The organism is Marinobacter sp. PE14 (assembly GCF_053566155.1).
Map to the genome: position 1 here is coordinate 277,305 of NZ_JBQXNY010000002.1, position 22,037 is coordinate 299,341.

Sequence of the window (22,037 nt, forward strand, 5' to 3'; positions counted from 1 at the left end):
TCAGTGGGCCGCTGAGGCGGCCAGATCAAAAACGTCAGCGCCGCCAGGCAGGCGGTCCTGGTGGCGTAATGGCGTAATGGCGATGGCTTTGTCCCGCAACACGCTGGCGTCTTCATCGGGCGCCACAATGTGACGCGAACTGCGATCAAACCCCAGCCACCAGTACGGCAGATTTCGGGCATCCTGGCCCGCCTGCAGGCGGGCGCGCTGTATGGAGCCGTTGGACTCCCGGCACCAGCGGGCCCGGCTGATGCCGGCCGCCTCGCAGGCGGGAAAGTTGACGTTCCAGGCCCGATTCAGACCTGGCTGCCACAGCTGCCTGATGATGGCCTCGCCATGAATGGAAACCGGCGACCAGTCCACGCCTTCGCGACTCAGAAACGCCTGGCTCAGTGCCATGGCAGGTATGCCCATGTGTTCGGCACTCAGCACCGCGCCGACGGTTCCGGAATACTGCACGGAATCGCTGATATTGGCGCCGCAGTTCACCCCGGAAAGCACCAGATCCGGCGGGGTTTCCCCGAACCACCGGGCCAGCGAATAGAGCACACAGTCCGCCGGCGTACCGGAGACTGCATAGCGCCTGTCACCCTGCTCATACACCCGCAAAGGATCATGAATGGAGATGCTCTGGCCGGCGCCGCTACGATCATGCTCCGGCGCCACCACCCAGACCTCCTCGGCCAGGTTGCGGGCGATCTGCTCGAGCACTTTCAGGCCTGGCGCGTTGATGCCGTCATCATTGGTGATCAGGATGCGTTTGACCATGGGATCGTTCATGACGATGGTCCCTCACTGGCAATCCGCCAGCCGACATCGGCCAGAAGGCTTGCCCGCCGGCCAACCTCCAGGGCATCGGCATTGGCGGCATTGCCATCCAGCGCCCGCTTGTAGACACCCTGAAGAATAGACGCCAGCCGGAACAGGGAAAACGCCAGGAACACGTGCCAGTCGGCGATGTCGTCCCGGCCGGTCTGCCGGCAGTATCGGGCAATGGTTTCCTGTTCGTCCGGAATACCCAGTGCCTCCAGGTCTTCTCCCTGCAGTCCTCGCATGCCCTGCAGGTCCGACGGCAGGTAGTACGGCAGGCAGTAATACGCCAGGTCCGCCAGCGGGTGGCCGAGGGTGGACAGCTCCCAGTCCAGGATGGCAATAACCTCGGGCCGCTGCGGCGCCAGCATCAGATTGCCAAAGCGGTAATCGCCATGGGCGATGGCGCATTCGTCGGTTGAGGGCAGGTTCTCCGGAAGCCAGGCCATAAGCTTGTCCATTGCCGGAAGCTCGTCGGTTTTGGAAGCCAGGTACTGGTTGCTCCATCTAGCCACCTGCCGGGCCACATACCCTTCCGGCCGGCCAAAGTCACCAAGACCGACCGCCTTCACATCCACCGAGTGAAGGCGCGCCAGGGTGTCGATGGCCGAGTGATGAGCCGGCAGCCGTTCCTGGCGATCCAGCGCCCGCAGCGCCGAGTGGCTGACGATACGGCCCTCAAGGTAATCCATGACGTAGAACGGTGTGCCGATGACATTGCTGTCTTCGCACAGGGCCCGGGTGTTTGGCACCGGGACACTGGTGTGCTCGGACAGGGCACGCATGACTTTGTACTCTCGTTCTACCATGTGGGCGGAGGGCAGGGTTTTGCCGGGCGGCTTTTTGCGCAGCACGTATTGGCCGCTGTCGGTGTCCAGCAGAAACGTGGGGTTGGACTGGCCACCCTGGAATTGCCGGACATCCAGCCTTGTACCAAAGTCCGGTATGGTCTGCTGCAGCCAGCTCAGGAGGCTGGCTTCGTCGAATTTGTGGGCCGGGAGGACGTCTACCAGCTCTGGGGTGATGCTCATTTTTGTTTTGCCTTCAGTTTTGGGGCGTCGGCCCCTAACAAATCGTTTCGCCGCCGTCGGCTACGATGACCTGGCCGGTGATGTAGGCACTGGCCCTGGTGGACAGAAACACCGCCAGGCCGGCGATGTCGACCGGGTCGCCGATTCTGCGCAGCGGCGTTTTGTCTTCGGCGCGTTTGACCCGTACCGGGTCTTCCCACAGCGCCCGGGCGAAGTCGGTTTTGATCAGGCCGGGGGCGATGCTGTTAATCCGGATACCTTTCGGGCCCCACTCCACTGCCAGGTTCCGCGCCAGGGCAGCTTCTGCGGCCTTGGAAACGCCGTAGGTTCCGATGGTGGTGTTGCCCCGGATACCGGCGATGCTGGACAGCAGCACCACAGCTCCTTCGCCTTTTTCCGCCATCTGCGGCAGCACCATGTTGGTCAGCCAGAAGGTTCCCTTGACGTTGGTGTCCATGATCTTGTCCCAGGCGTCGTCGGTCATTTCAGCGGTGGTGCCGTACACCGGGTTGGTGGCGGCGTTGCATACCAGCACATCGATAGTGCCCCAGGCCTCGTTGGTTTTATCCACCAGGTTCTGCAGCTGGTCTTTTTTACCAACATGGCAGGGAATGGCGATGGCCTCGTAGCCCTGGGCTTTCAGTTCACTGGCCACCTGCTCACAGGCCTCGGCCTTTCGGCTGGAGATCACGACTTTGGCACCCAGGCGGGCCATTTCTTCGGCGATGGCGCGGCCGATGCCTTTGGTGGAGCCGGTAATCAGGGCGACCTTGCCGGTCATATCAAACAGTGGATTATTCATTCTTCGATCCTCATGCACTGAAGCACGGGAGTGGGCGGGGTGATGTCCTTCCGGGACTGTGCAAAACAGGGATGTTTTGCTCAAGCCTACATGGACGTATTCACGGCGTGTCCCGGAAGGACATCAGCCCGGCCGCTCTCCCCCTGATTCAGAGGTTATCGTTTTAGCGGTATTGGCGAAGCTCAATCTTGGCCACAGAGTCCAGATGAACCTCATCGGGCCCGTCTGCCAACCGCAGAGTCCGTACCTTGGCCCAGGCTTCGGCCAGGAAGGTGTCCTGGGAAACACCGGCGCCGCCGTGCACCTGAATTGCCCGGTCCAGCACCTTCAGCGCCATGCTCGGTGCAATAACCTTGATCATCGCGATTTCCTGACGGGCCACCTTGTTGCCGACGGTGTCCATCATATGCGCCGCCTTCAGGGTCATCAGCCTTGCCTGCTCGATCTCGATGCGACTGCGTGCAATGTCCTTGCGGATGGAATCAAAACTGGACAGCGGCTTGCCGAAGGCCTCCCGGGCATTGGCACGCTTGCACATCAGCTCCAGAGCCCGCTCGGCGACGCCGATGGTGCGCATGCAGTGATGGATACGGCCAGGCCCGAGGCGGCCCTGGGCAATCTCGAACCCCCGGCCCTCGCCCAGCAGGATGTTGCTCACCGGCACCCGCACGTTTTCGTAGTGAATCTCCGCATGGCCATGGGGCGCGTGGTCATAGCCGAACACCGTCAGGGGGCGAATCATTTTCACGCCCGGCGCATCCAGCGGCACCAGAATCATCGACTGTTGCTTGTGCTTCTCGGCCTGAGGGTCGGTCTTGCCCATCACGATGGCGATCTTCGAGGTGGTGGTCATGGCACCGGAGGACCACCACTTTTTGCCGTTGATCACGTACTCTTCACCCTCGCGGCGGATATCACAGGCAATGTTGGTGGCATCTGACGACGCCACATCCGGCTCGGTCATTGAGAAACAGGAACGGATCTCGCCATCCAGCAGAGGCTTCAGCCATTGCTCCTGCTGCTCTTTATTGCCATAGCGGGCGATGGTTTCCATGTTGCCTGTATCAGGGGCGGAACAGTTGAATACCTCAGGGGCCATGGCCGAGCGACCCATCACTTCACACAGGTGGGCGTACTCGTAGTTGGTCAGCCCGGCGCCGAATTCGCTTTCCGGCAGGAACAGGTTCCACAGGCCGGCGGATTTTGCCTTCTGTTTCAGCTCCTCAATAATCGGAACCGGCGCCCAGCGGTCTTCTGCCTGCTCAATCTGCTCATGATGCTTGTGCTCGTTCGGGTAGATATAGGCATCCATGAACTCATTCAGCTGATTCTGCAGCTGTTTCGCTTTGTCAGACAGTTCAAACATGTCCGCTTCCTCTTGGTGTTGTTGGCATTAAGTCGGTAACCGTTCCGTCAGATCGGAACGCCCTCTGGTTTGTCGCTGCCGGACCGGATCCGGAATGTACCTTCGGAGATGGCCAGCAGGTTGCCCTTGTCGTCATGAACCTCACCCGTACTGTTGAAAATCCGGGTGCCTCCGGCGCGCTTACGTCCGGTGACCCTGATCGTTCCGCCGGAGCACTGCCCGGTGAAGGTGGTGGTCAGGGACAGGGTGATGGCCTTACGCATCCGCCCCGGGTAGGGGCAATAGGTGCCTGCCTGGGCCAGCACAATATCCAGCAGCGAGGTGAGCACACCGCCGTGAATCACTCCGCCCAGGTTCAGGTGCCGGGGCTGCAGTTCCAGTTCCAGCACAGCCTCGTTCTCTTCCCAGGACACCTGGCGATAACCCAGCAGGCTGTGAAAACCGGGCAGGTCTTTTCCATCGGCAAACAGGGGCTCTTGCTCACTCATTACACTTTCATTCCTGGCATATTAAGGGACGCGGTATTACCACCGTCCACGGGCAGTGACTGGCCGGTGATGTAGCTGGCATCGTCGCTGGCAAGAAACAGGATAGCCGCGGCGATTTCTTCAGGGTTGCCATACCGGCGCAGCTCGCAGCGGGCCCCGAGCTTATGGGCTTTTTCATTGGCGCGGGCGTAGTCGAACACCGCCCGGGTCATGCCGGTTTCCACCAGGCCGGGACAGACGGCATTCACCCGCACGTTGTCGCTGCCCAGGTCACAGGCTGCTGTCATGGTCAGGTTGATGACGCCCGCTTTGGAAGCACTGTAGGCATTGCCACCAGCGCCGGACCGGATGCCCGCCACCGACGCGGTGTTGACGATGGCGCCAAGCTTGCGGGCCTGCATATGCGGCGCCACGTGTTTGATCAGCAGCATGGTGCCTATCAGATTCACCGATAACACCTGGTCCCACTCGGCGCGGTCGTTGGCGGTCACCGGCGGGTGACCCTGGCCGGTACTGGCAATGCCGGCGATATTGCACAGCACGTCGATCTGCCCGAAGCTGGCGATAGCCTCGTTGACCAACGCATCCACCTGGGCTTCGTTGGCCACATCCACCAGCCGTCGAAGGCGCCGGGCTTGCTCGGGCAACTGGTTTTCAGTTTCCACCAGACCGGCCTCAGAGGTATCCGCCAGGATCACTGACGCACCCTCCCGAGCGAGTCTCAGAGCCGTCGCCCGACCAATGCCGCTGCCGGCGCCGGTGACAATGGCTACCCGTTGATCAAACCGTCCCATATGCCGATGCTCCCCGGTCTGTCTCATTGTTGTTGATGGTGCTGGGGTCTTTCCATTCAGTTAATTTGTCACGCCTGTTGGTTTTGAGTCAATATAATCGGAAGTTAATTTCACTAGATAAAACACAATAACGCTTGAGGGGCAAAAAATGGAAAGCGGCAAGCGAGACATGCCGGTCTATGCGCCAATCGATCCCAGTGAGTCCATGGACGCAATCGGAAATCGTATCCAGCAACACGCCCAGACCCGTGGCAGCCACCCGGCCCTGATTGACGAACAGGGCACCCTGGACTGGCGAAGCCTTGTCGACCAGGTTAACCGTATTGCCAACCGGTTACGCGAGGCCGGTCTGCGGCCGGGCGAGTCTGTGGCTGCCTTGTCAGGAAACAGCCGGGACGATGTCGCCCTGTACCTCGGCACCCTGGTGGCCGGGGGCTGTATGGTGCCGCTGTCTGGCATGGCCAGTACCGAAGCACTTGCACTGATGGTGACGGATTGCCAGGCACGCTTTCTGTTCATTTCCGGCCAACAGCGGGAGCTGTTTGGCCGCCTGCGAGCACAGCTGACCAAGGTACCCGGCGAGCGCATCATCAGCCTGGCCGGCCCCCTGGACGGAGCCGGTTGCTCCCTGGTTGACTGGCTGGCGCAGACTACGGCCACCGCCCGGCCCGAGCCGGTCACCCTCGACGATCCGTTCAATATCATTTACAGCTCCGGCACCACAGGCACGCCCAAGGGGATCCTGCACGATTATCGCTTCCGCCAGCGTCAGATGGTCAGGATGAGCCGCTATGGGCTGGACGGCGAGGCTATCAACCTCGTATCAACGCCACTTTATTCCAACACCACCCTGGTTTCAGTATTACCCACGCTCTACCACGGCGGCACCCTGGTGCTGATGACGAAGTTCGATGCCCACAGGTTCCTGCAACTGGCCGAAACCCACCGTGTTACGCACGCCATGCTGGTACCGGTGCAATACCAGCGGATCCTGGCGCAGCCGGATTTTGACCGGTTTGATCTCTCCAGCTTCAAGCTGAAGCTCTGCACCAGTGCCCCGTTGCGGTCGGCGGTGATTGCCGATGCCATGGCACGCTGGCCCGGCAACCTCCGGGAGGTCTATGGCCTTACCGAAGGCGGTATATCCACCAGTCTCGACTGCGCTGCCCACCCGGACAAATGGGACTCGGTTGGTGTACCCACCCAGGGCGCTGAGGTGCGGGTGATTGGCGAGGATGACCGTGAGCTGCCCCGGGGCGCCACTGGCGAGATCGTGGGCCGCGCTATTTCCATGATGCGCGGCTATGTGAATCGCCCGGAGCTGACCCGGGAGATGCTCTGGACGAGCCCGGAGGGTGAGGTGTATTACCGCAGTGGTGACATGGGACGAATCGACGAGGACGGCTTTATCTACATCCTTGATCGACGGAAGGATATGATCATTTCCGGCGGCTTTAACATCTATCCGGTGGATCTGGAAAAAGTACTGCTGTCGCACCCGGCGGTAGCCGACGCCACGATCATCGGTATTCCCAGCGAACACTGGGGGGAAACGCCCCTGGGCCTGGTGGTTCTCCAGCCCGATCGTGATGAAACCGAAAACGGGATACTGGAGTGGGCCAACACACAGCTGGGAAAATCCCAGCGTCTGGCGGCCATTGAATTCCGTGCCACGTTGCCCCGCTCCGCCATTGGCAAGGTGCTCAAACGGGAACTTCGCGCGCCTTACTGGCCCGAAACCTGAGGCGGCGCGAGACAGATCGGCCGTGGGTACTGCTGACGTTCAATCCATGAACTATCCTTTTATGAATTCTGTAATCAATGACCGATCAACCGCCTATTGCAAAAAACAAGACATGTGTTAGATTCAGAAAACTACGATTCACCATGCAGTCGCCAATTCTGCACAGTGAAACAAAGAAAGATCCATTGGTCATAACTAAACAGTCATTTAATGCACAAGTACAACAACGAAAGAGGCCTACCATGACTCTAGTTAATAACGCTCGAAGAAAACTGACCGTCTTTGCCTCGGCACTGACCCTTGGTCTGTCAGCCGCCCTTGCTGCCACGCCGGCCGCCGCCCAGGACTCCTTTACCTGGAAAGTCCAGTCCCACTGGCCCGGCTCCAGCAGCTCCTACACAGACAGCCTTGGCCGCATCAAACGAGTTCTGGAAGAGCGCACTGATGGCCGTCTTAAGCTGCAACTTTACGAGGCCGGCGCCCTGTTCAAGGCCAAGGATACATTCAACGCTGTCAGCCGTGGCATCCTGGAAATGGGTACCATCTCCCCATCGTATGCCCAGGACAAGGTTTCACTTGCGGGTATCGCCTCAGGTCTGCCGTTTGCCTTCCGTAACGTCTGGGAAGCCGCCTACTTCCACCAGAACATGGGGTTCGAACAGATGCTCCGTGACGAAGCTGCAGAGCACGGTGTCTACTGGGCCACGGACAAGGTTTACCCGACTGAGATGGTCGTAAAAGAGCCGATCGAAAGCTGGGATGACTTCACCAGCCTCAAGATCCGTTCCTCCGGCGCTCTTCAAAGCTTCCTGACCGAAGCCGGCGCCGCCGCCTCCTATATTCCGGGCAGCGAACTCTACTCGGCTCTGGATTCCGGCATTGTCGACGGTGCCCACTGGGGTGCGGCCCAGGGCGCCTACAGCATGGGCCTGTATGAAGTTGCCAAATACCATGTACAGCCTGCCCTGAACATTGCCGGCACCGACGTGATCATCGTCAGCCAGAAGGCCCTGGACAAGCTGCCGGAAGACATGCAGAACATCGTCAAGGACGCCTTGAACGAACAGTTCTGGATCCGCACCAACGAGTACCAGTACAAGGAGCGCATCACCCTGGCCAAGGCCATCGAAGAACAGGGCGTGCAGCTCAATGTGCTGCCGGACGAAGTCCAGGACAAGCTGGTTGCCACGGCCCAGGCCATGTGGGATGAGGAAGGCAAGCGCAGCGAAAACGCCAAAAAGGCATTGGACATGCTGAAAGGCTACCTGGCCGACCTCGGCTACCTCTGATCAGCCGTTGCTCTGACCAAGGCCGGGGTTCCTGACCCCGGCCTTTCTGTCCCTGAACCAAACCAGTATCCCGTGGGAGATTGCCGTGAGTGTGATGATCGCCGCATTCATGAGAGGGGTTACCCGTCTCAATGATGTTATCGGCCGGTGGGTAGCCCTTCTGATCTTCGCGATGTTCGCGTTCCTGTTGCTGGAAGTGGGGTTCCGCTACCTGTTCAATTCCCCTACGGTCTGGACCAATGAACTGACCCAGATGCTCTTCGGTATCTATGCGGTGATGTCGGGCGGCTACATCATGGCCCACCGGGGCCACGTGAACGTGGACCTGCTGCATTCCCACCTGAGACCACGCAAGCGCGCGGCCCTAGATATTGTGACCTCCCTGGTGTTCTTTATTTTCACCCTGGCCCTGCTGTGGTTCGGGATCGACATGGCCCAGGAATCCATTTCCAGCTGGGAAACCTCCTATTCCGCCTGGAATCCACCCATCTGGCCGGTGAAGCTGGCCATTCCCATCGGCACCGCGCTGCTGGTTCTGCAAGGGCTGGTCAAACTGCTTGAAGACATCGCCGTGGCGTTCAACCTGGATTACTACACACCTCAACAGTCCGAATCTGAAGGAGATCAGCTGTGAGCATTGAAGCCCTGACGCTCCTGTTCTTCGGTTCACTGCTGTTTTTCCTGCTGCTGGGCCTGCCACTGGCGTTCGTGCTCGGCGGCGTCTCGGTGGTGTTCCTGTATTTCACCTGGGGTTTTGATTCCTTCTACATGGTTGCCTCCCAGATCTGGGGCACCATGGAAAGCTTTACCCTGGTCGCCATCCCTCTGTTCGTGTTCATGGCCATGATCCTCGAGCGTACCGGTGTGGCCCGCGATCTGTACCGGATGATGCACCTATGGTGCGGCGGCCTCAGAGGCGGCCTTGCCCTGGGTACCCTTGGAATCTGCGCGGTGTTTGCTGCGATGGTCGGCATCAGCGGTGCGGCCGTTGTTGCCATGGGCACCATCGCGCTGCCGTCGATGCTTGAGCGGGGCTATGACAAGAGCATGGCTCTGGGCGTGATCAATACCGGTGGTGGCTGGGGCATCCTGATTCCTCCCAGCATCCTGATGATTCTCTACGCCCTGATCACCGGTGTTTCCGTTGGCAAGATGTTCGCCGCCGGCATCATGCCCGGCGTGCTTCTGATGGTGTTGACCGCCATCTACATCATTGTGCGCTGCCACCTGCAGCCGGAACTGGCCCCAGCGCTACCAAAAGAAGACCGGGGCACCTGGCCGGAAAAACTCCGTGCCCTGCGTGCTGTGCTGCTACCAATCGGCGTTGTCGTTATGGTTCTGGGCTCCATCATCGGCGGTATCACTACCCCGACGGAAGCGGCTGCCATGGGCGTTCTGGGCGCCCTGATATCGGCGGCAGTTTACCGGGAGTTCAAGTGGAGCATCCTGAAGGAAGCCGCCATCCGCACGTTCAAGCTTACCGGCATGATCATGTGGATCCTGTTTGCCGCCCATGCCTTCAGCGCCGCCTACCAGAGTATGGGTGCGCAGGAACTGATCGAAGGCCTGATGAACATGGTCCCCGGTGGCCCCTGGGGCATCATCATCGCCATGATGGTGATCGTGTTCCTGCTGGCCATGGTGCTGGACCCGGTAGGCATTATGCTGATCACCCTGCCGGTATTCATACCGATTGTGGAGTCCCTGGGCTTCGATCCGATCTGGTTCGGCATCCTGTTCGTGATCAACATGGAAATCGGCTACATGACGCCACCCTTCGGCTTCAACCTGTTCTACCTGAAGGGCATCGTGCCGCCGTCGATCACCATGAAGGATATCTACAAGTCGATCATTCCCTTCGTAATTGTGGAGATCATCGGCATCATCCTGATCATGATCTTCCCGGAAATTGCCACCTGGCTGCCGGATCTGTTTTTCTGAACCTGGGCACAGCAAAAATTTGGCAGTGAATCCGTGAAAGCGCTACTCTCATGGGGCTCCCGGCATAAGGAATCCGGGGCCCAACACAAGGAGAGACGCTTATGCGCGGCCCATTATCTGCATCAATCCATACTGCAGTCATCACCACCCTGTTTGCCCTGCTCGCATTGTTTTCCGCGGGCACCCAGGCCCAGGGCCTGTCCGACCAGACCATCTCATCGTTTATCGACAGCCTGAAGGCTGCCGAACAGCTGGAGCCTGAGTTTGAGGATCTGAGTGACGACATGGACAGCCAGAACGATGGCACCATGCCCGACTTCTCACGCATTTTCTCTGATTCGCTGAAGGAGCTGGAAGGTCACCAGGCCTATGGTCAGCTCGAGGATCTGGTTCAGGACCACGGCTTCGGTAGCCTTGAAGAGTGGGCGGCAACCGGCGACCGGATCTTCCAGGCCTGGATGGCCATCGAGATGGAGCAGCAGAGCCCGGCAGCCCAGCAAGAAATGAACGCGGCCATGGCCGAGATTGAAAACAACCCTAATATGACCGCCCAGCAAAAAGCCCAGATGCGGGCGATGATGGAGGGCGCCATGGGCGCGATGCAGAGCGCCAGCAATGCGCCTCCGGCGGACATAAAAGCGGTTCGCCCCCATGTTGATGCCCTCCGGGAAGCTGGCAACTACTGATACTTGAGTGCCGAAAAACAAAAAGCCCGACGGTTAAATCCGCCGGGCTTTTTTTGTGAGCCAGTTTGCGCGCGAGCAGCCATCTGGCCGCTCAGGCAGGCATCACGACATCAGATTGTAAACAAACACGATGGCAACCGCGATGGGCGTGACGAATCGGATCAGGTTGTACCACAGGGTGAAAGCTCCACCCTGAAGGGCCAGATCGGTTTTCAGCGATTCTTTGGCAACGAACCAGCCGACAAATACCGCCGTCAGCAGACCGGAAAGCGGCAGCAGCACGTTGGCCGTGAAGAAGTCCAGCAGGTCAAAGATGGTCTTGCCTTCGAAGCGCTCAAACATGGCGAGCGGCGCCACGTCGGCCCAGACGTTGAGCGACAGAATCGAAGCAATGCCCAGCGCCCAGCAGAGCACACCGACAAGGATGGCACTGCCGGTACGGGCCAGGCTGGTCTTTTCCTCAACCCACTCAACCACGGGCTCCAGCAGGGAAATACCGGAAGTCCAGGCGGCGAACAACAACAGGATAAAGAACAGGGTGCCAAACAGTCCGCCCATGGGCATATTGCCAAAGGCCAGCGGCAGGGTCTGGAAAATCAGTCCGGGGCCGGCACCGGCTTCCAGGCCATTGGCAAACACCACCGGAAAGATGGCCAAGCCAGCCAGAAGCGCGACCACGGTATCCATGATGGCCACGCTGACGGCCGTGCGGCCGATGGACACATCCCGCCCGAGGTAGGAACCGTAGGCCATCATGATGGCCATGCCCAGGCTGAGGGTAAAGAAGGCGTGACCAAGGGCGATCAGTACCCCGTTGAACGTGAGGGCATCAAAATTCGGTGTGAACAGGAAGCTGACGGCTTCACCAAAATGGCCCGTCGTGGTGGCGTAGCCAACCGCCACCAGCAGCAAAATGAACAGGGCCGGCATCAGGATGGTGACTGCCCGCTCCAGACCGCCTTTCAGTCCCTGAGAAACCACCAGAATCACAAGCGCCATAAAGAGGGTGTGCCAGAGCAGCAACTGACCGGGGCTGGCCAGCAGGCTGCCAAACAGCTCGCCGATGGAATCTGCGGTGCCGGCGGTAAAGTCACCCATGGCGGCATGTCCTACGTAGGACGCCGCCCAGCCACCAATCACCGAATAGAAGGAGAGGATCACGAACGCCGCGATCATCCCGATGATCGCAGATATCCGCCAGCCCGGGGCGCTGAGATTTCGCTCCGCTACCAGACGCATGCTGGTAATCGGGTTATGGCGACCATTCCGCCCGATAAACACTTCCGCCATCATGATGGGAATACCGATCACTGCGATACACAGCAGGTAAACCAGCACGAAGGCGCCACCACCGTTCTCGCCGGTAACGTAGGGGAACTTCCAGATATTACCGAGACCGACGGCCGAACCGGTTGCCGCCAGAATAAACGCCAACCGGGAAGACCAGAGACCACGGGCGGCCCCTGAACCGTTGCCCGAAAACGAGTTGGACTGAGTCATGTTGTGTTCCTGTGCTTTTGGCTGAGGAATGTCTTTAAAAGGGATAGCCACGGCGTTGCCGGGGCAATTGGGGCGGGATTCTGCCAGCACTGGCGCGTCGATGCCAGTGCTGGCGCCCTCCCGAGCCGGGTTGATCCGGTGGGAGGAAAAGGAAGGGAAAGCTAACTAGCCGTTTTTGCTGATAAACCTGGCTATCAGGTCTTTCAGGCCACGGGACATGGCGCTGAGCCGGTCACTGCTCTGCTTGGCGGAGTCGGCCTGGGCATCACTGTGATCGGCCAGCTCGGCAATATTGGTGATCTGGCGATTGATCTCGTCGGACACCTGGCTCTGCTCCTCAAAGGCCGCAGACATACTGATAAAGCTGTCGGAAATGGTCTGGATAGAGGTCACGATATCGCGCAGCGAGTTCTCGGCCTCCCGCACCTTTTCAAGGCCCTGACCGGCGACAGCCTCACCGTCCCGGGTTGCCTGAACCGCCGAATCCACCTGCTGACGGAAATCGTCGATCACGTTCTGGATCCGCACCGTGGATTCCCGGGTCCGGCGGGCCAGTGAGCGCACCTCATCCGCTACCACTGCAAAACCGCGGCCCTGCTCACCGGCACGCGCCGCTTCGATAGCCGCGTTCAACGCCAGAAGATTGGTTTGCTCGGCAATCTCGGAAATCAGGTTGGCGGCTTCACCGATGCTGTTGGTCGACTCACCCAGCTTGCTGATCGTTGAACCAATTCCATTCACGCGGGTTACCAGTTCCTCAATGGCCACCAGTGCTTCGGCGCTTCGGTCGCTGCCCACACCAGCCAGACGATTCGCCTCCTCGGCTTCACGGGCGTTGCTGGTCACCGACTCCGCCACTTCCTGGATTGAGGCCGTCATTTCATTAATTGCCGAGGCGGTCTGGTCAGTTTCCGCACGCTGCCGGGCGATCGCCGCCGCCCCATCGCTGATATAGCCGTGGGAAGCCCGCGCCTGCTCGTAGAGCAGTTCTGCCTGGTCATCAATCCGCGCCAGGGCCGTACGAACCCGTGCCTCCTCACTGACCAGCAACAGCGACAGCTGTGAGAACAGTCCGCGTTCGTCGCTGTAGGTACGGGCGACGATGGGATCCCGGAAGGCATCTGGGCGAAGGTCCAGCAGCCTGCGCAAACGGGCAGCCAGGGAACTGAACACCAGGCCGAAACCCAGGGCATGACCGATCACGACCAAGCCCGCAGCCAGCCAGGGCTGGTTGAGCTGAAGTGCCCCCAGGCTCAACACCAGAGAGACCAGGAATGGCCAGCCGGAACGAAGCATCGACAAGGCACGGTTGCTGAAGGATGAGGTCATCTTTCCGGCAGAGATTTTGCCATAAAGCTGCTCGGCCCTGGCTATCTGCTCGCGGGTTGGCTCGACCCGAACCGACTCGTAGCCCACCATCTGACCGTTCTCACGAATCGGCGTAACGTAAGCGCTTACCCAGTAATGGTCGCCGCTCTTCGCGCGGTTCTTGACCACACCCATCCAGGCCTTGCCGGCCTTCAGGTAATCCCACATATCCTTGAACACAGCCTGGGGCATGTCCGGATGGCGGATAATGTTGTGGGCCTGGCCAACGAGCTCTTCCCGAGAGAAGCCGCTGATTTCCACGAACTCTTCGTTGCAGTAGGTGATCACCCCCTTCAGATCCGTGGTGGTAATCAACCGCCCGCCTTTCCGCATTTTGACTTCACGCTGGGTAACCGGGAGATTCTTGCGCATAAACGGACCTTCTGACTCGGAGCTGACCACGGGAATAAATATGGGCGAACAAGGGTAAGCCCCGATGAACATCATTGATATTCATCAAAGGTTACCCTGCGTATGAGGAGTGTAACGGCAGCCGTAAACGGAACCTTAGTCCGTGCAGATATTTATGTGGAAACCGCCAGCCGGGCCCGGGGATGGAAGCGCGCGTTTACCCAGAGGGAGAGGGCGATCACGCCGCCGCCAATGGCCAGCCTGAGCAGATCGGCATCGCGATTCCAGATAAGCAGGTTCACGATCAGGCCTGCAGGCACCAGAGCGTTGTTCATGATGGCCAGGGTGCCGGCGTCAACCACACAGGCACCCCGGTTCCACAGGAAAAGTCCCAGGCCGGAGGCTGCCAGCCCAAGCCACGCGAGAATGCCCCACTGCACGGAGGTCGTCGGCAGCTTGTCGGCATTGCCGAATATAAGGAAGGACGGCAACGCGATGATCAGGGCGCCAAAGAAGAAATAGCCGAAGGTGCGGTAGGCCGGCAGATCACTCTGGTAGTGTTGCATCACGTGCTTGTAACCTACCTGGCCGGCGGCAAAGGTAAAATTCGCCACCTGCAGCAACAGGAAGCCGGTGATGAAGTCCTCACTGAGCCCATCGTAGCGTATGATACCCGCCCCGACAGTTGCGATGGCTGCAGCCAGGAGCGCCACCGGTGAAAACCGGCGAAACAGGGCGTCATCCAGCAGGGTCACATACAGCGGAGTGAAAATCGTGAACAGCAGGACTTCCGGGACGGTCAGGTAGCTGAAGGACCGGTACAGACAGAGATAGGTGATCCCGAACTGCAACATGCCGGTAACCAGAATACCCAGTTTCTGTCCGGAAGCCACGCCGCGCCAGCGGGTGAAAGGCAGAAAGACCAGGGCCCCGAGCAGAACACGGCTGAGCACCGCAAAATCGCTGTCCACCTGGCCGGCCAGAAATTCGCCGATCAGACTGAATGAAAACGCCCACAGAACGGTAACAAAAACCAGAAGTCCCATCGCCACTGCCATCTGTTGTGATCAAGGCGCGTACTTTAACGGTTTTGGGAGAAACTTGCAGTGCAGAAACACGGGATAACACCCCATGGATGAGATCCACCAGCCATTGCCGGAACCCCGGCAGCCGCTGGTCACCAGAACGCTGACAGAGTGGCGAACCCTCGCCATTCTGGGCGGGCCGATCCTGATCGCCCAACTCGCCCAGATGGCCAACGGCGTGATCGATACCATCATGGCCGGCCACGCGAGTGCCGAGGATCTCGCGGCGGTGGGTATTGGTAGCAGCCTGTGGATGCCCCTGTTCCTGTTTTTCATGGGCATGCTGGGGGCGCTGCAACCCATTATTTCCGGCTACAACGGCGCCCGGGAGGTGGAAAAAATCATGCCTGCAACCTGGCAGGGACTGTACCTGGCGGCCGCCGGGTCCGTGATCATGATCCTGCTGCTTACCCACGTGCACCCAGTGCTGGCGCTTCTGAACCTGGAGACCAATACTGCGCGCATCACCCAGGGCTACCTCAATGCCTTCGCCTGGGGTATCCCGGCGCTGCTGTTAATGACGGCACTACGCGGCCTGACCGATGGCCTCGGGCACACCCGCGTGATCATGGCATTCTCTGTACTCAGCACACTGATCAATCTGCCGATGAACTACATTTTCATCTACGGCAAGCTGGGGCTGCCCGCCATGGGAGGCGTTGGCTGTGGCTGGGCCACATCCATTTCCAACGGTGTCGCGGCAGCGGCACTGCTCGTGTACCTGAACCGCAGCCGGGTTTACCGTCAGTTCCACCTGATTGCCGATTGGGTGAAGCCGGACCTGGCAGGCATGCGCTACATCCTCGGCATCGGCGTGCCCATCGGCTTCACCATCTTTGTCGAGGCCAGCCTGTTCTCGGTAATTGCCCTGTTTCTGGCGCCCCTTGGCCCGGTGGTGGTGGCCGGGCACCAGATCGCCCTGAACGTGGTTTCTTTACTGTTCATGCTGCCGTTGAGCATCGGTATGGCGCTGACCCTCCGGGTCAGCTTCCTTATGGGCGCCCGGGCACCCGCCACCGCAAGACTCATCTCCCGAAGTTCACTGATTCTGGCGGCTGCTACAGCGCTGGTTTTTGCAATACTGCTGTTCGTATTCTCCCGGGAGATCGCAGCACTCTATACCAGTGATACCGAGGTACAGGCGGTCACCGTGAAGCTTCTGATGTTCGCGGCCCTGTTCCAGATTGCCGATGTTATCCAGGTAACCTGCATCAGTGCCTTGCGGGGCTACAAGGATACCCGCATTCCAATGTTCATCATGCTGTTTTCATTCTGGGGCGTGGGTATGCCACTGGGATATCTGCTGACCTTCACAGACTGGCTGGTGCCGGCCATGGGAGCCGCCGGCTTCTGGGTAGGTCTGACGGGCGGGCTGGCATCGGCCAGTATTCTGCTGGGGTGCAGACTCTTTCTGTATGCTCCAAATAGCGGTCAGGCCGTTTCGGCTGCAAGCTCCGGCGTGCGCTGAGCATCGGCAAATACGACACGATCCCGGCCGGTTTCCTTGGCTTCGTAGAGTGCCGCATCCGCTCTGGCCAGCCAGCTATCAACGCTTTCGCCATGCTCGAGCAGTGCCACGCCGAACGACGCCGTAACCGAACCGCCGGGGTGCTTCATGTATTTGCGCAGCACCTGTTGCAGGTTGTTCATCACGGCCTTGAGGCCAATGCCGTCGACTCCCGGCAGGAGCAGTACGAATTCTTCGCCACCGTACCGGAACAGCTGGTCTGATTTGCGGGTGTTCTGTTTCAGCAAGGCCACCAGATCGGTCAATACGCCATCGCCCACGCCATGGCCATGCTCATCGTTGATCTTCTTGAAATGATCGATATCCAGCATGACCAGGGCATAGGGCAAACCGGTGCGCTCGGCATTCGCCGCCGCGAGATCCAGTTCCTGATCCATTGAGCGCCGGTTCTTGATGCCGGTCAGCGGATCGATCGTTGCCAGATGCTCCAGACGCTCCCGCTGATCATGGTTCCTGTGGGCAAAGACGTAGGCGCAGGCACTGACCACGAAAGTGGTTGAGGCAAAGGACCACATCTGGACATCAGAGCGGAAGGCACCGCCATGAAGCATCAAGGCGATGACCGAGGCAATGTTCAGGGCTACGGCAATCCTGGGGTTAACAAGAAAGAACGTAGTGACAAGGCACGGGTACAGCCAGAACAGTCCCGGCTCGCCTACCACAATTCCGACGACGACCGCGCCGCCACAAGCGATACTGGCGACAACCACGCCACTTCGTCGCGTGTCCCCGGTTACCCATGCATAGACCAGCGCAGAGCAGATACCGAGAAGAATCGTTGTATCCACCAGTCCAGCCAGCAGATTTCCCTGGAGGTAGCGCATCACGGCAAACGGAGTAATCCCCAGAAACGCGCTCACCCCCAGCAGGGTGATGATCGATAATCGGAAATCGGTCTTGAGGCGATGGAGCATTTAGCGTTTTCGTCCGAGAAAGTACTATTCTGAATCCCAGAATAGCTCAACCAATTTGAATGATCGTTAAAGGACAACGATTCTTTACATATTCTCTATCAAAAAAGACAAAGTGTGAACGCTTGCTCATTTTTTCTGCACCCCGAAACAGGGGCAGCGGTAAAATCAGGTAAAACCACGCAGTTTCGCTGCCAGAGCCGGGTCGCTTCAGTGGAGCCCCAGCCGCATTCGGGGTTACACTGGCGACACAATTAACCTGTACCCGAGACACCTGATTTGACCGAACTTGTTCGAATTGCGCCCGGTGCGCTCACCATTGGCCGGCCCTTACCCTGGGACGTCTACGATGCAGACGGAAACATCCTTCTGCGCCAGGGCTATGTAATTCAGACAGATTCCCAGCTGGAGCAATTGTTCGAGCGAGGCCGATTCAAACCTCGCAAGATCGAACGCCCCCAGGAAGAGGTGTTTGAGGATACCCGGGATCGCAACCCGTTTGCCGATTACCCGGACCTGCTCCATTCACTTGAAGCAACCCTGAAAGCCATTACCGATTCCGATCCTTCGGCCCAAAAGCGGCTACTCGGACTGGCCCGGATGATCGAGCGCACCTGCACGGAATCACCGGATGCAACCCTGGCACTGGTTCACCTCTACTCAATCGGCCCGGTCATTCACGAACAGATCCTGTTTTACGCCATTCTTTGCCAGTTCATTGGCCGGCAATTCGGCCTGGAAGAGAAACGAGTTGCAGTACTGACTGCCGCCGCCCTAACCGCCAATCTTGGCCTCGTGCCCATCGCCGACAAGCTGAACGCGTCCAATACGGTGCTGAACGATGAACAGCGCGGCGTCATTCGCAAACACCCCGAACGCAGCATCCAGGCCCTGCAGGCCGCGGGCATCGATAACAAGCTGCTGCTGACCATCATTGCGCAACACCATGAGCAAGCCGACGGAAGCGGCTACCCGAAAGGTCTGAGTGGCACCGAAATACGGCCGGAGGCGGAAATCCTGGCGCTGGCAGAGCGGTATGTGGCCATGATCACCAAACGTGCCTACCGGCAGCGCATGAACGTGGCCGACGCCCGGAAGCTGATTGCCAACTTGGCCGACGGCAAATTCCGGCCGGCCATTCCCAAGGCCCTGCTGCAGATTCTCGGCGATTATCCGCCCGGCATACTGGTGCGCCTGGAAAACAACGAAGTGGGCGTGGTCACGCGCCGTCCAGTCAGAGCCCGGGGACCTTTTGTGAAAGCCATCTTCGGCCCCCGGGGCAACCGTTACACCGGCACCTTCGAGCGGGACGCCAGCGAGCCGGATTTCGGCATCCAGTCTCTGGAAGAGCCCGAGGTCATGCCCTCCATGGACTTTAGCCTGGTCTGGGGCTTCCGCTCCTGACCATCGTCACCACGCTATAAACCCAGTGCTTTTGCATGATGATCGAGGTGATCATCAATGAATGAGGCAATGAAGAAATAGCTGTGATCGTAACCCCGGTGCATGCGCATGTTGATGTGATGGTGGAACTTCTCACAGGCGTCCGCCAGAGCATCCGGGTTCAGCTGGCTGTCCAGAAACTCGTCCGCAGTGCCCTGGTCCACCAGCAGCGGCAACCGCTCCCGAGCGGTGGGAATGAGCAGCGTCGCATCCCATTCTTCCCAACTTCGCGGATCGTCTCCAAGATAGCCCTTGAAGGCTTTCTGACCCCAGGGGCACTCGGTGGGGTTGGCGATGGGCGCAAACGCCGACACCGAGGCGTAGCGGCCCGGGTTCTTCAGTGCGCAGATCAGAGCGCCGTGGCCGCCCATGGAATGGCCGCTGACAGAGCGCTTGTCTGTTACCGGCAATTCATTCTCGATCAACTGCGGCAATTCCTTCGCCACATAGTCGTACATCCGGTAATGGGGTGCCCAGGGTTGCTCGGTGGCGTTGATGTAGAAGCCGGCCCCGGAGCCAAAGTCATAACTGTCATCCTCGCCCGGCAGGTTCACTCCACGGGGGCTGGTGTCAGGACAGACGATCGCCATCCCCAACTGAGCGGCCCGTTTCTGGGCGCCGGCTTTCTGCATGAAATTCTGGTCGGTGCAGGTCAGCCCTGACAGCCAGTAGAGGACTGGCACCTTCTTCGGGTTGGAGCCCACAGCCACGGGCGGCAGATACACCGCAAATTCCATGTCGCATTCGAGGGTAGCGGAGGTATGCCGGTAGCGGCGGTGCTCGCCTTCGAAACTGACGTTCGTGGATAGGAGTTCCATAGTGTCCTCAATTCTGGGAAAAGTGTGTTTCAGTATTCGGCACTGGCGTGCTTTGGCGGTTCCAGACCAAAACCGGTGCGCGCCAGCTCGGCCAGGATAGCAGTACGCGTGACAATACCGATCAGTTTGCCGTGATCCACAACAGGGTACACCTTTGGCTTGCCCGCACCGAGGTTCTGGGCGAGATCGACCACCGACATCTCTGCCGAAATCGTTACCGGTTTCCGGAACATGACATCGTCAACAAGCGGGTCGCCCTCGCGGTGATAGCCGCTGACCAGCAGAGCATGGATGCAGTCCTGCTCGGAAATAAAACCGATCACATGACGCTGGTCATCAACGACCGGCAGGCCAGTTACGTGGTTGTGTAGCAGCGTCTTCACCACTTTGGTGAGCTGCGTGCCACAGCGGATCGGCTCGATGTGGTTCCACATGACATCTGAAACTTTGAGTGAACGCATGGGCAGAATCTCTCTCCTCGGTGGATGGTCGCCATTGTAATGAGCATAGGCAATCACTCCTGAATCCACCACTTTTACCGGGCCATCGGTTTACATAGGGAAATTTCTGACTAAACTCAGCCGGTTATACCCAATCCGGGTCAAAAATCCAAACCAATCCATGGCAGACAGAGGGAGATCCCATGGAAGCTATTTCTGAATTCGTAGGGCAGATAAACGGACTGGTCTGGGGGCCGCCCATGCTGGTTCTCATTCTCGGCGTCGGTTTGTTCCTCAGCCTCGGGCTCAAACTGATGCCGGTGCTGAAACTGGGCGCGGGCTTCCGGCTCATGTGGAAGGGCCGCACCGCAGCCGGTGCCGAAGCCGAAGGTGAAATCCCGCCGTTCCAGGCACTGATGACGGCACTGTCCGCCACTGTTGGTACCGGCAATATTGCCGGTGTTGCCACTGCGGTCTTCCTTGGCGGCCCCGGCGCGCTGTTCTGGATGTGGCTAACGGCCCTGGTGGGCATGGCTACCAAGTATTCCGAAGCGGTGCTAGCCGTGCGTTACCGGGAAGTGGACGAGCGTGGCGACCACGTCGGTGGCCCCATGTACTACATCCGCAATGGACTGGGCCGTAAATGGGCCTGGCTGGGTGTCCTGTTTGCCGTCTTTGCCGCCATCGCCGGTTTCGGCATCGGAAATACCGTGCAGGCAAATTCGGTTGCCGATGTCATGGAGACCAACTTTGGGCTGCCGCACTGGCTGACCGGCCTGGTTCTCATGGTTCTGGTGGGTATGGTCCTGATCGGCGGTATCCGCAGGATTGGCCATGTCGCCAGCGCCCTGGTTCCGTTGATGGCAGTTTCCTATCTGCTCGCCGGGCTTGTGGTATTGGCTATCAACGCCTCCGACATTCCTGCCGCTTTTGCCCTGGTGATCAACCATGCCTTCAGCCCCATCGCCGCCGAGGGTGGGTTTGCCGGTGCGGCAGTCTGGGCAGCTATACGCTTCGGGGTGGCCCGTGGCATCTTCTCCAATGAAGCCGGTCTGGGCTCCGCGCCGATTGCCCACGCCGCCGCACAGACCCGGAATCCGATCAATCAGGGTATGGTGGCCATGCTCGGCACCTTCATTGATACCATTATCATCTGCACCATTACCGGGCTGGTGATCATCACCTCCGGCACCTGGACCTCCGGAGAATCCGGGGCGGCACTGACTTCCATGGCATTCCAGGAGGCGCTGCCCGGCGTTGGCAACTATCTTGTAGCCATTGCTCTCGCTGTTTTTGCGTTCACCACCATTCTGGGTTGGTCGTTCTATGGTGAGCGCTGCATCGAGTTCCTGTTTGGCGTAAAGGCCATCGTACCTTACCGGGTGGCATGGATTCTGGCCATTCCCGTGGGCGCCACCCTGAACCTGGGCTTCGTCTGGCTGGTGGCGGATACCCTGAATGCCATGATGGCACTGCCGAACCTGATTGCCCTGCTTATGCTAAGCCCGGTTGTGTTCAAGCTTACCCGGGAACATTTTGAGAAGGAGAAGGCGCTGGGGGTCTGAGCCCCTTGTAATTGCCTCATCTGGCACCAATGTTTCTCGTATACACTCAGAACACAACCCGGCCGTTTTCGGGCTGG

20 protein-coding genes are annotated in these 22,037 nt (G+C 59.2%); 8 read left to right on the forward strand and 12 right to left on the reverse strand.

From position 1 onward, the window contains the following. The 6 genes from surE to ACWJ62_RS07225 all read right to left on the reverse strand — a co-directional run bounded on the left by surE (nt 1) and on the right by ACWJ62_RS07225 (nt 5,291). A complete protein-coding gene (surE, locus tag ACWJ62_RS07200) occupies nt 1–780 on the reverse strand; it encodes a 5'/3'-nucleotidase SurE (protein ID WP_449285563.1) in 780 nt (259 codons plus the stop codon). Then, a complete protein-coding gene (locus ACWJ62_RS07205; RefSeq protein WP_449285564.1) occupies nt 777–1,841 on the reverse strand; it encodes a phosphotransferase in 1,065 nt (354 codons plus the stop codon). The genes surE and ACWJ62_RS07205 overlap by 4 nt, the downstream gene beginning before the upstream one ends. A 34-nt stretch (nt 1,842–1,875) precedes the next feature. After that, on the reverse strand, nt 1,876–2,643 hold the full coding sequence (locus ACWJ62_RS07210) for an SDR family NAD(P)-dependent oxidoreductase (protein WP_449285565.1): 768 nt from the start codon (nt 2,641–2,643) through the stop codon (nt 1,876–1,878). A 163-nt stretch (nt 2,644–2,806) separates the two neighbouring features. Then, entirely contained in the window at nt 2,807–4,009 is a 1,203-nt protein-coding gene (locus ACWJ62_RS07215; protein ID WP_008177030.1) for an acyl-CoA dehydrogenase family protein, read from the reverse strand. Nucleotides 4,010–4,056: 47 nt separating this feature from the next. Next, nucleotides 4,057–4,497: a PaaI family thioesterase gene (locus ACWJ62_RS07220; protein WP_449285566.1), complete on the reverse strand. Its 441-nt coding sequence runs from the start codon at nt 4,495–4,497 to the stop codon at nt 4,057–4,059. Next, nucleotides 4,497–5,291: an SDR family NAD(P)-dependent oxidoreductase gene (locus ACWJ62_RS07225; RefSeq protein ID WP_449285567.1), complete on the reverse strand. Its 795-nt coding sequence runs from the start codon at nt 5,289–5,291 to the stop codon at nt 4,497–4,499. Before ACWJ62_RS07225 ends, ACWJ62_RS07220 begins: the two co-directional genes overlap by 1 nt. 148 nt (nt 5,292–5,439) lie before the next feature. On the opposite strand from ACWJ62_RS07225, the gene ACWJ62_RS07230 reads away from it, so the two are divergent. From ACWJ62_RS07230 to ACWJ62_RS07250, 5 genes are all read left to right on the forward strand, one after another. After that, nucleotides 5,440–7,035, forward strand: a complete 1,596-nt coding sequence (locus ACWJ62_RS07230) for a class I adenylate-forming enzyme family protein (protein WP_449285568.1) — start codon at nt 5,440–5,442, stop codon at nt 7,033–7,035. A 242-nt stretch (nt 7,036–7,277) separates the two neighbouring features. Then, the gene (gene dctP / locus ACWJ62_RS07235) at nt 7,278–8,324 is read left to right on the forward strand and encodes a TRAP transporter substrate-binding protein DctP (RefSeq protein ID WP_449285569.1); all 1,047 of its coding nucleotides are present in this window, start codon (nt 7,278–7,280) and stop codon (nt 8,322–8,324) included. A 94-nt stretch (nt 8,325–8,418) separates the two neighbouring features. Then, a complete protein-coding gene (locus ACWJ62_RS07240) occupies nt 8,419–8,958 on the forward strand; it encodes a TRAP transporter small permease subunit (protein ID WP_449286153.1) in 540 nt (179 codons plus the stop codon). Next, nucleotides 8,955–10,265, forward strand: a complete 1,311-nt coding sequence (locus ACWJ62_RS07245; protein ID WP_449285570.1) for a TRAP transporter large permease — start codon at nt 8,955–8,957, stop codon at nt 10,263–10,265. The genes ACWJ62_RS07240 and ACWJ62_RS07245 overlap by 4 nt, the downstream gene beginning before the upstream one ends. 101 nt (nt 10,266–10,366) lie before the next feature. Further along, nucleotides 10,367–10,951 carry a hypothetical protein gene (locus tag ACWJ62_RS07250; RefSeq protein WP_449285571.1) on the forward strand — a complete coding sequence of 195 codons (585 nt, stop codon included), beginning with the start codon at nt 10,367–10,369 and terminating at the stop codon, nt 10,949–10,951. Between the two features lie 102 nt (nt 10,952–11,053). Here ACWJ62_RS07250 and ACWJ62_RS07255 read toward each other — a convergent pair whose 3' ends face one another. The 3 genes from ACWJ62_RS07255 to ACWJ62_RS07265 all read right to left on the reverse strand — a co-directional run bounded on the left by ACWJ62_RS07255 (nt 11,054) and on the right by ACWJ62_RS07265 (nt 15,216). After that, nucleotides 11,054–12,451, reverse strand: coding sequence for a sodium-dependent transporter (locus ACWJ62_RS07255; RefSeq protein ID WP_449285572.1), 1,398 nt, complete (start codon nt 12,449–12,451; stop codon nt 11,054–11,056). 165 nt (nt 12,452–12,616) lie between these two features. Then, nucleotides 12,617–14,191 carry a methyl-accepting chemotaxis protein gene (locus ACWJ62_RS07260; protein WP_449285573.1) on the reverse strand — a complete coding sequence of 525 codons (1,575 nt, stop codon included), beginning with the start codon at nt 14,189–14,191 and terminating at the stop codon, nt 12,617–12,619. A gap of 152 nt (nt 14,192–14,343) precedes the next feature. Continuing rightward, entirely contained in the window at nt 14,344–15,216 is an 873-nt protein-coding gene (locus ACWJ62_RS07265; protein ID WP_449285574.1) for a carboxylate/amino acid/amine transporter, read from the reverse strand. 85 nt (nt 15,217–15,301) lie between these two features. Here ACWJ62_RS07265 and ACWJ62_RS07270 point away from each other — a divergent pair, with 85 nt between their 5' ends. Then, nucleotides 15,302–16,723: an MATE family efflux transporter gene (locus tag ACWJ62_RS07270; protein ID WP_449285575.1), complete on the forward strand. Its 1,422-nt coding sequence runs from the start codon at nt 15,302–15,304 to the stop codon at nt 16,721–16,723. On the opposite strand, the gene ACWJ62_RS07275 is transcribed toward ACWJ62_RS07270, so the two are convergent. Further along, nucleotides 16,687–17,697, reverse strand: a complete 1,011-nt coding sequence (locus ACWJ62_RS07275; protein WP_449285576.1) for a GGDEF domain-containing protein — start codon at nt 17,695–17,697, stop codon at nt 16,687–16,689. The genes ACWJ62_RS07270 and ACWJ62_RS07275 overlap by 37 nt on opposite strands. Before the next feature lie 276 nt (nt 17,698–17,973). Between ACWJ62_RS07275 and ACWJ62_RS07280 the strand changes: the two genes are divergently transcribed. After that, nucleotides 17,974–19,098 carry an HD-GYP domain-containing protein gene (locus ACWJ62_RS07280; protein WP_449285577.1) on the forward strand — a complete coding sequence of 375 codons (1,125 nt, stop codon included), beginning with the start codon at nt 17,974–17,976 and terminating at the stop codon, nt 19,096–19,098. Nucleotides 19,099–19,112: 14 nt separating this feature from the next. On the opposite strand, the gene fghA is transcribed toward ACWJ62_RS07280, so the two are convergent. Next, nucleotides 19,113–19,955 carry an S-formylglutathione hydrolase gene (gene fghA, locus ACWJ62_RS07285; RefSeq protein WP_449285578.1) on the reverse strand — a complete coding sequence of 281 codons (843 nt, stop codon included), beginning with the start codon at nt 19,953–19,955 and terminating at the stop codon, nt 19,113–19,115. 29 nt (nt 19,956–19,984) lie between these two features. Further along, nucleotides 19,985–20,416 (reverse strand): CBS domain-containing protein, encoded by a 432-nt coding sequence (locus ACWJ62_RS07290; protein WP_148609786.1) that lies wholly within the window; start codon nt 20,414–20,416, stop codon nt 19,985–19,987. A 182-nt stretch (nt 20,417–20,598) separates the two neighbouring features. Between ACWJ62_RS07290 and ACWJ62_RS07295 the strand changes: the two genes are divergently transcribed. After that, the gene (locus ACWJ62_RS07295) at nt 20,599–21,960 is read left to right on the forward strand and encodes an alanine/glycine:cation symporter family protein (protein ID WP_449285579.1); all 1,362 of its coding nucleotides are present in this window, start codon (nt 20,599–20,601) and stop codon (nt 21,958–21,960) included. Nucleotides 21,961–22,037: the final 77 nt, after the last annotated feature.